The organism is Microbulbifer salipaludis, assembly GCF_017303155.1.
GTDB lineage: Bacteria > Pseudomonadota > Gammaproteobacteria > Pseudomonadales > Cellvibrionaceae > Microbulbifer > Microbulbifer salipaludis.
This window is the reverse complement of the sequence record NZ_JAEKJR010000002.1, coordinates 1,973,670-1,987,113: the sequence shown is the minus strand read 5'-3', so window position 1 is coordinate 1,987,113 and position 13,444 is coordinate 1,973,670. Positions and strand designations below refer to the sequence as shown.

Sequence of the window (13,444 nt, the reverse complement as noted above, 5' to 3'; positions counted from 1 at the left end):
CTATGAACCGATTTTTCGCATCCGCTACTTTTGTTTGTGTTTTCGCCTTCGCCCTGCTCGCCGGGTGTCAGCGGGAACCCCTGAGCCACAGCGATGCGGAGACTTACGTGGAGCGCGTACTGCGGGAAGAGCAGGTGCCCGGCGCTGCGGTGGCGATCTGGCATCAAGGCGAGCCGCTACTGGTGCGCGGCTTCGGGGTCACCAATGTGGAGAGCCCGAAAGCCGTCGACGGCGATACCCTGTTCAAGCTGGCGTCCACCACCAAGGCGTTTACCACTGCCGCCTTGGGACTGCTGGTGGAAGAGGGCAAGCTGGAGTGGGATGGGCGTGTGGTGGACTATCTGCCGGAATTTCGCCTTGGCGATTCGTGGATCAGTAACGAATTTCGTGTTGTGGACCTGCTCACCCACCGCTCCGGACTGGGCCCGGGTGCCGGCGATCTGATGCTGTGGCCCCAGCCAAACACCTATACCCGCACGGATGTGATGAGCGGGCTGGCGCACCTGCCGGTTACCCGCAGTTTTCGTGCGGACTACGCCTATGACAACCTGCTCTACATTGTCGCCGGGGAACTGATCGCCGAACTTTCAGGGTTGTCTTACGAAGACTTTGTACAACAACGCCTGCTTGCACCCATGGGGCTGCAAAATTGCTATGCGGGTCCTGTGCCGAGTGATGCCCGCGACAACCTGGCCGATCCGCACCGGCTCGAGGACGCGGGTCTGGTGGTGGATACCCCCAACCTGGCCGGCCACGAGCCCATCGTATTGGCTGCGGCCGGTGGAATGCATTGTAGTGCCGGCGACATGCTGACCTGGCTGCGCGTATTGCTGAATGGCGGCGTACTGGCCAATGGGGAGCAACTGTTCAGCGAGCAGACCCGCGATCGTTTGTGGCGTCCGGAAACCCTGATGCCCTTTTCCAGCGAACGCGCCGCGCGCGATGGCGGACACTTCTATGCCTATGCCCTGGGGTGGCGGGTGCAGGACATGCACGGCAAAAAAGTCATCCATCATACCGGCTCCCTTTCTGGCATGTATGCCTGGGCGGCGGTGGTGCCGGAAGAGGATCTGGCACTGGTGGTATTGATGAACCGCAGCGCCGGCGCGGCACGCCAGGCACTGATCTATGGGCTGCTCAAGCCTTATCTGGGAGCGCCAGAGCGGGATTGGCTGGCGTACTTCCAGGATTTATACGGTACGCCTGCAGAGGCGGTTGAGCCGGAAGAGCTGACTGCCCCGGTAGGCTTTACCCAGGTGCCTGATACGGAATTGACCGGGCGCTATCGGGACCCCTGGTTTGGTGATATTCACATCTCCATGGAAAGCGACACACTGCGCTGGCGCGCGCTCAAGTCACCGCGACTGACGGGAACCCTGACGTCCGCCAGTGAAGGTGTCTGGGCGCTGCATTGGGACGATCGCAGTCTGAATGCGGATGCGTGGATGATCGCGGATCGCAGTGAATCCGGCTCACTATTACTCACCATGCAGGCGAAGTCTCGCGGTACAGATTTCAGTTACGATTTTCATGATCTGCGCTTTGCAAAGATCCCGCAGGACAGCCGGGTAGAAACGGCCGCTGGCTACTAGCGAGCGACGGGCCGGAAAACATTTCACTTATCGACATAATTTTCAGGAGTAGTCATGCAGCGGCGTACCTTGATCCAGTCCATGATGTCAACACCCCTGTTGGGGGCGGCCGCGGCGAGTGCAGCCAGAGACAGTGGCCCATTGGCGTCTGCCGGCTACAGCAGCAGCGATTCCAGCCAGAAGAGTATGGGTCTGCTGCGTCCCAAGCGGCTCGAAGCGGGCATGACCGTCGGGCTGGTTACACCGGCGAGTAACGCCTGGGAGGACGAGGATATTCGTTTCGCCGGCGATGTCGTGCGCTCATTGGGGTTCGAGGTGAAAGAGGGCAAGCACCTGTATCGCCGCACCCAGTACCTCGCGGGTCCGGACGCTGCCCGTGCCGAAGATTTCAACCAGATGTTTGCAGACAGCCATGTGGATGCCGTGTTCTGTCTGCGCGGCGGCTATGGGACGCCACGCATCCTGCCCATGATCGATTACGGATTGATTCGCAACAATCCCAAAGTATTGCTTGGCTATAGCGACATAACCGCGCTGTTGAATGCGATCTATCACCGAAGTGGGGTAATGACCTTCCACGGTCCGATTGCCGCACAGAACTTCACCGACTACACCCTGGCCGAGTATCAAAAGGTGCTGGTACATGGCGAGCGACCAGTCCCGCTGGGCGCGCCGCCACCCTTTGACACGGCCCCGGGTCGGGTCGAAAAACGCAATCGCATCACCCGTTTCGCTGGTGGCCGCGCTCGCGGACGCTTGATTGGCGGAAACCTGTCTCTGATGACGAGCTTGGTCGGTACGCCCTTCGAGCCCGACTATCGCGGCAAAATTCTGTTTCTGGAAGACGTCAGCGAAGCACCGTACCGGGTGGATCGTATGCTCACCCAGCTCTGGCTGGCAGGAAAATTACAGCAGGTCGCAGGTATCGTATTTGGCAAATTCACGGATGCGGAAGCCAGCGGTAATACCTTCAGCATGGAACACGTACTGCGCGAGCGCACCGCAGATCTTGGCATACCGGTCGTGCGTGGTCTGATGATCGGACACGTGGAAGACCAGACCACGGTACCAGTGGGCGCTATGGCAGAGCTGGATGGCGATGCCGGCACGCTGGTGCTGCGGGAATCGGTTGTCAGCTGATTGGGTTCTCATTCAAGAGAGGGCGACAGCTATCGGCCGTAACGATAACTGCCGCCAATCTTGATTGGCGGTCAGCTGTTAGTATGCAGGACACCGCTTTCGGCAACCGTGCATCTGCTTTAAAAATATAACAATAGCTTTACATCTTATGACTGAACTCTCCTGGCTTACACTGTTGCCGCCTTTTATCGCGATTGGCTTGGCGCTTCTTACCCGACAGGTTTACCTGGCCCTGTTTTCCGGAATCTGGCTTGGGTTTTTCCTGCTCAATCACGATGGGTTCTTCGCTTCACTGGCGCAGGCGCTGGATGGGGTGCTGGCGGTACTGGCGAATCCGGGGGATGCCCGGGTGGTCGCCTTCACGCTGGTAATCGGTGCTTTCATCATCACGCTGGAGCGTTGTGGCGCGGTGAGCGGTTTTGTGCGATTTCTCGAGCGCAGTCGCTGGGTCACCAATGGCAAACGCGCGCAGTGGATGGCGTGGCTGGTGGGCATCGTCATCTTTATCGAATCGAACATCACTGTGCTGGTGGCGGGCACCGTTTCGCGCCCACTGTTCGACCGCTTCCGGATTGCCAGAGAGAAGCTTGCGTACATCATTGATTCCACTTCCGCGCCGGTTTGCATGCTGATTCCATTGAACGCCTGGGGTGCATTTAACCTCGGGCTGCTGGACGGGCTCGGTGTGGAGGATCCACTGAAAGTATTGCTGGCGAGTATCCCGCTAAACCTGTACGCGATTGCCGCCGTCGCGCTCACGGCCTACACGATTTCCCGCAACTATAATCCGGGCCCGATGGCGGATGTGCAGGCGCGTACCAGTGGTGGCGATCTGGATGGTATCGACATCAGCGAAAGTACCGGTGAGAAAAGCCATATCAAACCTCGGGCCATCAATATGCTCTTGCCCGTTCTGGTATTGATTCTGGCGATGCCACTGAGCCTTTGGATCACTGGTGACGGCAAAATTTTCCAGGGCTCTGGCTCTACGTCTGTGCTCTGGGCATCACTGGCTGCACTGACCACCGTATCGGTGATGGTGCTGTTGCAGCGCAGTATGTCGCTGGACGAGCTCAGCCATACCTGGATGGAAGGCGCCGGGCGTATGCTGCCGCTGGCGATTATTCTGGTGCTGGCACTTGCACTGGGTGCCATTTCCAAAACCCTCGGCACGGGCCAGTACGTGGCTGGCATGGTGGGGGATGCGATTCCTCTGGCATTGCTGCCGGTAGTCATTTTTCTGGTGTCCGGCGTGATTGCTTTTTCTGTGGGCTCCAGCTGGGGGACCTTCTCCATCATGTTGCCCATCGCCATTCCCGTGGCCAGCGCACTGGGTGCGGAGCCGGCACTGTTCGTCGCCGCGGTGTTGTCTGGTGGCATTTTTGGCGACCACAGCTCGCCGATCTCCGACACCACCATTGTGTCATCCCTGGCGGCCGGCACCGAGCATATCGAGCATGTGCGTACACAGATTCCCTATGCGCTGCGCGCCGGTGTAGTAAGCGCGGTGGGTTTTGTCGTACTTGGTTATGTGATGCTGTAGCACGGTTCAGGGAGACTTGCGGATGAATGACGAGGATTGCAAACAGGGTGAAACAAAATGACAAAGAGCCCTTGTGAGGTAGTGCTATTTACCGGGGATAGCGCATTTGCCAGTCGCTGGGTCCAAGAGCTGACGCCGCTCGCCGAGCACGATATGGACGCGCCTATTGCATTGGCATTTGCGCATGCCAGTGAGGGCGGATTGGAGCTTGCGCTGGCACGGGGCGCAGTACAGGTTCTGGTGGTGGACGATCAGGGGCTTGATGAAGGCGATGTGTCCGCGATCCTGGCCCGGGTGCGGGCGCAGCGTGCAGAGATTGACTGTGTACTGCTTACCGGCGCCGACGAAGCCTCGGGTACCGGTTTTGAATGCGTGATTTCCCGGGGCGAGTCCAATTATGGTGTGGTGTACCGCACCTTGCGACGTATCCTGCTGGAGCGTATTGCAACGCCCTTTGCCGATGCACTGCGGGAATATGTGTACGCGGCGCGCGACTCCTGGCATACCCCCGGGCACTCCAGTGGCGATAGTCTCAGCACCAGCCCGTGGATCGCCGACTTTTATCGCTTTATGGGCGAGCACATCTTTAATACCGATCTCTCGGTGAGTGTGAAAATGCTGGACTCGTTGATGGACCCCATCAGTGTGATTCGTCAGGCCCAGCACCTTACTGCAAAGACATTTGGTGCACACCAGAGTTACTTTGTGACCAACGGCACCTCCACTTCGAACAAGATCGTACTGCAGCACCTGCTGCGCCACGGCGACCGGGTTATCGTAGACCGCAACTGCCACAAGTCTGTGCACCACGCCATGATCATGAGTGGTGCGCAGCCGGTTTATCTGGAGTCTGCGGTCAATCAGCACTATGGCATTTACGGGCCGGTACCTCAGCGAGAAATATTCGCGGCCATCGATGCGAATCCGGGCGCACGGTTGCTGGTGCTCACATCCTGTACGTACGACGGCCTGCGCTATGACCTGCGCCCGATTATCGACTACGCACACGCGGCTGGATTGTTCGTCCTCATTGATGAAGCCTGGTACGCCCATGGCCGCTTTCACCCCGACCTGCGCCCGACCGCGCTGGAGTGTGGGGCGGATTTTGTTACCCAATCTACGCACAAGATGCTCTCGGCCTTTTCTCAGGCGAGCATGATTCACGTGGGCGATTTTAGTTGGCAATCGTCCTGTGATGACGAGATTCACGATGTGTTTGATGCAGCCGGTTTCCGCGAAGACATCAATATGCACACCTCTACCAGTCCCCAGTACGGCATGATCGCCAGCCTCGATGTAGCCCGCAAGCAGATGAGTATTGAGGGTTATGAGGTGCTGGATCGCACCCTGGGGTTCGCCGAAGAAATACGCCAGTTTGTTGATCAGAATACGGTTTTTCGCAGTCTGAATGCAGAGGATTTATGCGGCCGTGCGCTGGCCAACGACGGCATTCGCCTCGACCCGACAAAAGTCACCATTGATGTAGGGCAAGCGGGCGTCAGCGCACCGCACGCACAGGCCACACTGTTTTCCGATTTTGGCATTCAGGTGGAGAAGAACACCCACAATACGCTGTCGTTTCTGGTCACCATTGGTACCACGGAGAGCAAGGTATTGCGTCTGAAGCAGGCTCTACGCAAGCTGTCAGATGGTGCATGTCGTGTTCGGGTGCGCCGGGTTGCCGCCGCGGGCAACGAGGAAGAACCGGTGCGCGGGCAGGGCCTGCCAAATCTGAGTGCAATTGTTGCTTTGCCACGCACGGCGTACTTTGCCAGAGGCGAAAAGTTGGCCTGGGAAGGCGATGGGCGCGCTCAACTGATTGGCCGTATTGCCTGTGATGAGGTGGTGCCCTATCCACCGGGTATTCCCCTCCTGGTGCCTGGCCAGAAAATTACCGAAAAAATTCTGGACGCCATTATTGCTTTTACCTGTGAACGTGCGGATTTGGAAATGCACGGCTTGCGCCGTGAGGACGGCTTTCCGGCAATACGGGTATTGACGGAAAGCGAGACCGCATCGGCGATGAAGGAATACGAGGAACTGTTTACACAGGAAAATGCCGGGACGTCGTCCGGGAGTGAGGTGTCAGAGGTGGTGGTATCAAAGATTGATGCATCGCGGGAGGCCGTATGAACACAGTGTGGAAGCAGGTTACGCTATTTGCCCTCGTCGGTGTACTGGTGATTGCTGGCGTTGCGCTCTCGACGCTCTATTCACCGGGAGAAATCCCGTCGGCAGAAGAAGCCAGTAGCGCTGATCAGAGCAAGCCGGATTTTGTATCGGTGCGCGGTAGCAATATCAAGGTTGCCATGCGCTATGTGACCACAGACAACCTGGTTGGCGAGTCGCTGGACGGGTACCGGGATAATCTCTGTATGTTGGCAGCGCCAGCTGCGCATGCATTGGAAAAGGTCGCGCTGCGGCTGGCGGAAGAGGGGCTGGGTTTGGAACTGTTTGACTGCTACCGCCCGCAGCAGGCCGTCAACCACTTTGTGCGCTGGGCCGCTGCGCCGGAAGATCACAGCACCAAGGCAGACTTTTATCCGCGGGAGAAAAAGTCCGAGATGTTTGAACGAGGCTATATTGCCGAGCGCTCCGGCCACAGTCGCGGAGCCACTGTAGATCTGACGCTTTACCGTTTGGATACCGGTGAAGCGCTGGATATGGGCACCGGGTTTGATTTTATGGATACACGCTCGGCGACAGAGTATCCGCTGGATGATGCCAGCGCACGCGTCAATCGACTGCGCCTGCGGGATGTCATGGCCGCCGAGAGTTTCGTCAATTATGCACAGGAGTGGTGGCACTACACCTACAAGCCCGAGCCCTATCCGGACACCTATTTTGATGTGCCGGTTTCTCTGGCATCACAGTCAAAAGATGAGACCAGAGTATCGGCGTTGCAAACCGGCGCGGAGCAGGCTGATCTTTACCTGCCATTACTGCGTGAGCAGAGGGTGGGACTGGTGGTCAATCAGACTTCCCGTGTGGGCGAATCACACCTGATTGATTTTCTGCGCCAGCGAAAGGTTGGCCTGCAGAAAATTTTCGCACTGGAGCACGGTGTGCGCGGCAACGTGGAAAACGGTGGCAAGGTAGAAGATGGTATCGACGGCCCGAGTGGACTGCCCATCGTTTCGCTCTATGGCGGTAATTACGCACCCAGCGCGGAGGCCCTGGCGGAGCTGGACTGGCTGGTATTTGATATCCAGGACGTGGGGGTGCGCTTCTATACCTACATCAGCTCCCTGCACTACCTGATGCAGGCCTGCGCCGATCACCAGATCCCGTTGTTGGTACTGGATCGTCCGAACCCGAATGGTGACTACATCGACGGTCCTGTGCTGGAAAAATCTTTTCAAAGCTTTGTGGGCATGCACCCCATCCCGCTGGTACACGGCATGACGGTGGGAGAACTGGCGCAAATGATCAATGGTGAGGGCTGGCTGGATGGTGGTGTGCAATGTCCACTGACGGTCATTCCGGTGGCGAATTATCGCAAGCGCATGGCCTACAGCCTGCCCGTGCGACCGTCGCCGAACCTGCCGAATGATCTATCTATCCGATTGTATCCTTCCCTGGGACTGTTTGAGGGCACCACCGTGAGTGTTGCGCGTGGTACCGATTTCCCGTTCCAGGCATTGGGGCATCCGGACGATACCCGGGGCGTGTTTTCGTTTACCCCAAAACCAATCGCCGGTGCCAGCGAGAATCCAAAGCACAAGGGTACGCCCCTGAACGGTGACGATCTGCGCAATGCGGATGCGCAGGTGCGCTTTTCACTGGAGCCGTTACTCTCCTGGTCTCAGCGCACGGGCGAGTCACCCGAGGCTTTCTTTTCCCGCGCCGGTTTTTTTGACAAGCTCGCTGGCACCGATGAGTTACGCAAGGCGGTTATGGCGGGGGCGTCAGCGGGACAGATTCGCGCGTCCTGGCAGTCTGATCTCGCGGCCTTTCGTCAACTGCGGCAGCCCTATCTGTTGTACCCGGAGTAATGAGTGTGCAGCGGCATATTAACGATATTCTACAGCAGGTACCCAGCGGCCGACTGATGTCGGTCGATTTGCTGCGGGGGCTGGCCATCGCCGCCATGGTTCTGGTCAACAACCCCGGAAGCTGGTCTTACGTGTATGCGCCCATGGCCCACGCGGAGTGGCATGGCTGGACTCCGACCGATGTGATTTTCCCGCTGTTTCTGTTTGTCGTTGGCCTGTCGATGGTACTGTCATGTGGTCGCAGCCGGCCTTTCCCCGCAGTCGGTTGGGGGCAGTGGAGCAGGGCGCTCAAGTTGTTTGCACTGGGGCTGTTTCTGGCGGTGTTTTTCTATAATTTTCGCGACGACACCTACAACTGGGTACAGGATCGGCTTGAAGGCATTCGTTGGATGGGTGTGTTACAGCGGATCGCGCTGGTTTACATCCTTTGCTGTTATCTGGTGCGCTGGCTTTCTTTGCCCGGGTTGGTGATCGCGGCGGTGCTGTGCAGCCTGATCCCCTGGCTGATGATGCTATTTTTGCCCTACCAGAATGCCGCTGGAGAAACCTTTCAGGGGCAGCTGGCGTTCGGCAATCATTTTTCTGCCTGGCTGGACCAGTGGTTGCTCGGCGCAGAGCATGTCTATTACCGCAGTGCCGAGCCTTTCCCGTTTGACCCCGAGGGGGTGCTGACCACCTTTGCTGCGGCATCTACCTGCCTGCTTGGTGTTCTGGCCGGTTTGGTCTGGAAGCACTCGGCAGCGGACCGCACCTCGCAACTGCGATTGTGTCGCAACTGGGCATTGGGTGGCGCGGCGATGTTGCTGGTGGGGCAGTGCTTACATCCTCTGGTGCCCATCAACAAGGCGCTCTGGTCGCCGAGTTTTGTGCTGGTTACCGCCGGTGTGTCTGCCCTGTTGCTGTCCGGACTCTATTATCTGGTGGATATTCGCGAACGCCGCCGCGCGCTGGCGCCATTGCTGGTATTCGGCGTCAATGCCATCGCCCTGTTTATGCTCGCGGGGGTGGTGGGGCGGCTGTTGATCATGTTGCCGGTGGGGGATACCACACTCAAAGGCTGGCTGTTCCATACTGTGTTTCAGCCCTTGTTTGGCAGCTACGGCGGTTCACTGGCATTTGCGGTGTCCAGCCTGGCGCTGTTCTACCTGGTGATGTGGCAGATGTATCGTCGCCGTATTATCTGGAAAGTATGAGTGGCTGTGTGCTGGGGCTTTGGTTGGGCTGATTTTTGGACTCATTGGTAAAGGTGAATCGTGTGGCCGAGGGTGTGGATTCCAGTACACGGGTATTTCTCGCCGCACTCCGTCGAGTGTTCCCGGGTGAGCGCTTGCTTTGCGGGCGCGAAAATACCGCACCCTTCGAGTGTGATGCGCTGCCGGTCTACTGTGAGGCGCCGCTGGCGGTAGCCCTCGCGCACAGTGAGCAGGATGTGGTGGCAGCGGTTCGGTTGTGTCATGAATATGGTGTGCCGCTGGTCTCCCGCGGCGCCGGCACCGGCCTCTCCGCCGGCGCGAAACCGATCGCGCAGGGCTTGCTTCTGGTCACTGCACCGATGAACCGGATTCTCGATCTGGACCCCCAGGCGATGACGGCGCGGGTGCAGCCCGGTGTCATCAATCAGCAGATTTCCACCGCTGCGGCCCCACACGGGCTGTACTATGCGCCGGATCCCTCTTCCCAGATCGCCTGTTCCATTGGTGGCAACGTTGCGGAAAATGCCGGTGGTGTGCATTGCCTGAAATACGGCGTCACCGTACAGAACGTGCTTGCAGTGCGGGTAGTATCTGCCGCTGCCGGCAGTGTGGGCGAGGTACTGAGCCTCGGCGGCGGTTGCCTCAGCCAGCCTGGATACGATCTGCTCGCGCTGGTGCACGGCAGTGAAGGCGGTCTGGGGGTGATTACCGAGGTGACCGTCAAGCTGACACCGGTACCGGAAAAAACACACACCCTGATGGCGGATTTTGCCAGCGTCCGCGCCGCGGCTGATGCGGTGTCCGCCATCGTGCGGGCGGGCGTGATCCCCGCCGCCCTGGAAATGATGGACAAACTCGCCATCTCTGCCACCGAAGCGTTTTGTCATGCCGGCTACAACCTGGAAGCGGCGGCAATATTGTTGATTGACCTGGACGGGCATCTCCTTGAGGTGGACGCGGAGCTCGCGGTGGTCGAACAGGTCTTGAGTGCCTCTGGTGCCGTGCAGGTGCAGCGTGCGGCAGATGCAGTACAGCGGGCTCGCTGGTGGAAAGGGCGCAAAAGTGCCTTCCCGGCCATTGGCCGGCTGAGCCCAGATTACTACTGTATTGATGGCACCGTGCCCCGGCACCGTATCGGCGAGGTGCTGGAAGCAACCGCGCGCTTCGCCGAGCACTATAAGCTTCAGGTAGCCAATGTATTCCATGCGGGGGATGGCAACCTGCACCCGATCATCATGTTCGACGGCAGTGAACCGGACGCCCTGGAGCGCACGGAAAAATTGGCCGCGGACATTCTCGAATACTGCATTGCGGTAGGCGGCACGATCACTGGCGAACACGGTGTGGGTATCGAAAAAATCAATCAGATGGCGGTGCAGTTCAGCGATGCCGAGTTGGAGCAGTTTCGCGCGATCAAACGCGCATTGGATCCTTTCCAGCTTCTGAATCCCGATAAGCAGATTCCTACCCTGGCCCGGTGCCAGGAGTATCGCGCGTTGAGGCAAGACCGTGGCTGAAATGACAAACCCGGATACCAATCAGGATTGTTCCGAAGGCCTCGCCGCTCAGGTACGTGAATGCTATGTCACAAATGCAGAGCTTGAAGTGGGAGCGACTTCGCGGCCGCATCTGGTGGTGGGAGGCAACGGTAGCCGTGTCGCATTGGGTATGCCCGGCGACGCCACACTCATACTGGGCGCGCACCGGGGCATTATTGATTACCAGCCCGAGGAACTGACGCTGCGCGCCCGCGCGGGCACGCCCTTGAGCGAACTGGAAGCGTTACTGGCAGAAAATAATCAGTGCTTTGCCGCGGAGATACCGCAGCCGTCCCCACAGAGTACTCTCGGTGGCGCCATTGCCTGCGGATGGGACGGACCTTCCCGCGCGTTTGGCATGGCACTGCGCGACAGCCTGCTGGGCTGCAGGTTAATCAATGGCCGTGGTGAAACCGTCAACTTTGGCGGGCAGGTCATGAAAAATGTGGCGGGCTATGATCTGGCGCGGCTGCAAGTTGGCGCGCTGGGTACCCTGGGGGCGATTCTCGATGTCACCCTGCGGCTGCAACCGCGCGCTGAACATACAACCTCGGTCAGTTTTGAGGTCGAGCCGGAGGCGCTGGGCCAATGGTGGCGGCGCACACGTAATCTGCGCCCACTGCTGACGGGTACCTGCTATCTGGACGGGCGACTGTATCTGCGCATCAGTGGACGAGCCATCGCGGTACAGGACCTGCTCACACAATTGGGTGGCGACGCCACAGATTTCGACTGGACAGCGTTGACGAATCTTCAGTTACCGTTTTTCTGCAGTGAGCGGCTCGCCTGCGTGCATGTGCCCCGCTATGCCCGATTGCCGGTAACGGCTGGGCAGGCGCTGATCGAGTGGGAAGGTGCGCGGGTCTGGGTGCGAGAGGGTGATCATCACGCACTCGCCCGTGCCGCCGCCGATCTCGGCGGCTTCGTACAGGTGCTGCGCGGACCGCTGGTTGCTGTGCAGGCGGATGCGCCGGAGTGGCATCGTGCATTGCGCGACGCTCTGGACCCGAGGGGTCTGTTCAATCCCGTACAGTTTCGCACACGGTTTTGCAGCAGCGACGGGGCGCCCGAACGCGTGGCAAAGGGAGTGGGGCAGGAATAAATGCAGGTCAATCTGATTGATGGGCTTCTGCAGGAGCCTGAAAAGCAACGCGCCGAGCAGGTACTGAATGCCTGTGTGCACTGTGGGTTCTGCACTGCAACCTGTCCCACCTACCTGCAGGGGGGCAATGAGCTGGATAGCCCGCGGGGGCGCATTTACCTGATCAAGGAAATGCTGGAGCAGGGTACTGCGAGCGATGCCACCCGGACCCATCTCGACCGTTGCGTTACCTGTCTCAGTTGTGAAACCACCTGTCCCTCCGGAGTGGAATATCACAAGCTGGTGGCCATTGGGCGCACCACCAGTGAACGCCTTGCCCCCCGCAGCCCGTGGCAGAAGGCACTGCGCTGGGGACTGCGCAACTTGCTGGTAACCCCCGGGCTTTTTTCCGGGTTAATCAACATTAGTCGGAAATTTTCGGCACTGTTGCCGGCAGCGGTCAAGCGTGTTTACTTTCCTCCGCAAGCAGAAAAGATGGCACTGACCAACCCGGTGCTCACCGCAAACACTCGGCCTCCGGCCCTCGAGCGTGGCACGGTGCTGATCGTGCGTGGGTGCGTACAGCCGTCGCTGAGACCGCAAACCGATGTGGCACTGGAAAAGATACTGCAACAATGCGGCGTACCCGTCTGCATCAGTGCGGCGGTCAGCTGCTGTGGTGCGGCCAGTTTTCATACCAGTGGCGAAGCCCAGGCACGGGCACTGGCGCGGGCAAATATCGATGCCTGGTGGCCCCTTTACGAGCAACAACAGGCGGACAAAGCCCCGTTGCGGGCCATTGTGTCGACCGCGTCAGGCTGCGGCGTGCATCTGAAGGATTATCCCCATGTGCTTGCGGATGACTCGGAGTACCTGGAGAAAGCCCAGATTCTGGCCGGCCTGATACGTGATCCTGTTGAGCTACTGGAGTCGGTGTTTGACGGGTCCACGCCCGAGTTTCTGGGAAAACTGCGTGCACAAAAGCTCGTGTTCCACTGTCCCTGTACCCTGCAGCACGGTCAGGCGCTGCCCGGCCGGGTTGAGGCTCTGTTGCATAAACTGGGAGTGCAGCTGCCGGTAGTGGGCAATAGCCACCTGTGCTGTGGTTCCGCAGGTACCTATTCCATTTTGCAGCCCACTATGTCCAGGCGGTTGCGCGAAGAGAAACTGCAATCGCTGCAGGCGAGCCACCCGGAAACCATCCTCACCGGGAATATCGGGTGCCAGCTCCATTTACAGGCGGGAACCGAAACGCCGGTGCGTCACTGGCTGGAAATTCTGGCGGACGGGCTGCCACCCTCCTGAGTACGATGTTTCGCACTTTCCTGTCGCGCTATAGCCCTGACCAATAGCAAAAAACTG

9 protein-coding genes and 1 pseudogene are annotated in these 13,444 nt (G+C 58.9%); all 10 read left to right on the top strand.

The window, feature by feature from the left end:
• The first annotated feature begins 2 nt into the window (after positions 1 to 2).
• The 10 genes and pseudogenes from JF535_RS14135 to glcF all read left to right on the top strand — a co-directional run bounded on the left by JF535_RS14135 (position 3) and on the right by glcF (position 13,387).
• The gene (locus tag JF535_RS14135) at positions 3 to 1,592 is read left to right on the top strand and encodes a serine hydrolase (protein WP_207003228.1); all 1,590 of its coding nucleotides are present in this window, start codon (positions 3 to 5) and stop codon (positions 1,590 to 1,592) included.
• A gap of 54 nt (positions 1,593 to 1,646) precedes the next feature.
• A complete protein-coding gene (locus JF535_RS14130; RefSeq protein WP_207003227.1) occupies positions 1,647 to 2,732 on the top strand; it encodes a S66 peptidase family protein in 1,086 nt (361 codons plus the stop codon).
• 148 nt (positions 2,733 to 2,880) lie between these two features.
• Complete coding sequence (locus JF535_RS14125; RefSeq protein ID WP_207003226.1) at positions 2,881 to 4,275, top strand: Na+/H+ antiporter NhaC family protein; 1,395 nt, start codon at positions 2,881 to 2,883, stop codon at positions 4,273 to 4,275.
• A 57-nt stretch (positions 4,276 to 4,332) separates the two neighbouring features.
• The gene (locus tag JF535_RS14120) at positions 4,333 to 6,408 is read left to right on the top strand and encodes an aminotransferase class I/II-fold pyridoxal phosphate-dependent enzyme (RefSeq protein WP_207003225.1); all 2,076 of its coding nucleotides are present in this window, start codon (positions 4,333 to 4,335) and stop codon (positions 6,406 to 6,408) included.
• Positions 6,409 to 6,500: 92 nt separating this feature from the next.
• Positions 6,501 to 7,136: pseudogene (locus JF535_RS17030) on the top strand (M15 family metallopeptidase); the annotation flags it as partial.
• On the top strand, positions 7,125 to 8,270 hold the full coding sequence (locus JF535_RS17025) for an exo-beta-N-acetylmuramidase NamZ family protein (RefSeq protein WP_422880018.1): 1,146 nt from the start codon (positions 7,125 to 7,127) through the stop codon (positions 8,268 to 8,270). The pseudogene JF535_RS17030 and the gene JF535_RS17025, both read left to right, overlap by 12 nt.
• A gap of 5 nt (positions 8,271 to 8,275) precedes the next feature.
• A complete protein-coding gene (locus tag JF535_RS14110) occupies positions 8,276 to 9,463 on the top strand; it encodes a heparan-alpha-glucosaminide N-acetyltransferase domain-containing protein (protein WP_207003224.1) in 1,188 nt (395 codons plus the stop codon).
• Between the two features lie 35 nt (positions 9,464 to 9,498).
• Positions 9,499 to 10,980: an FAD-linked oxidase C-terminal domain-containing protein gene (locus JF535_RS14105; RefSeq protein ID WP_242523834.1), complete on the top strand. Its 1,482-nt coding sequence runs from the start codon at positions 9,499 to 9,501 to the stop codon at positions 10,978 to 10,980.
• 1 nt (position 10,981) lies between these two features.
• The gene (locus JF535_RS14100; protein ID WP_242524018.1) at positions 10,982 to 12,103 is read left to right on the top strand and encodes an FAD-binding protein; all 1,122 of its coding nucleotides are present in this window, start codon (positions 10,982 to 10,984) and stop codon (positions 12,101 to 12,103) included.
• Positions 12,104 to 13,387 (top strand): glycolate oxidase subunit GlcF, encoded by a 1,284-nt coding sequence (glcF, locus tag JF535_RS14095; protein WP_207003222.1) that lies wholly within the window; start codon positions 12,104 to 12,106, stop codon positions 13,385 to 13,387.
• Positions 13,388 to 13,444: the final 57 nt, after the last annotated feature.

Coding starts and splice junctions, on each gene's coding strand:
- JF535_RS14135 (WP_207003228.1), top strand. CDS start 3: ATGAACCGATTTTTCGCATCCGCTACTTTTGTTTGTGTTTTCGCCTTC.
- JF535_RS14130 (WP_207003227.1), top strand. CDS start 1,647: ATGCAGCGGCGTACCTTGATCCAGTCCATGATGTCAACACCCCTGTTG.
- JF535_RS14125 (WP_207003226.1), top strand. CDS start 2,881: ATGACTGAACTCTCCTGGCTTACACTGTTGCCGCCTTTTATCGCGATT.
- JF535_RS14120 (WP_207003225.1), top strand. CDS start 4,333: ATGACAAAGAGCCCTTGTGAGGTAGTGCTATTTACCGGGGATAGCGCA.
- JF535_RS14100 (WP_242524018.1), top strand. CDS start 10,982: ATGACAAACCCGGATACCAATCAGGATTGTTCCGAAGGCCTCGCCGCT.
- glcF (WP_207003222.1), top strand. CDS start 12,104: ATGCAGGTCAATCTGATTGATGGGCTTCTGCAGGAGCCTGAAAAGCAA.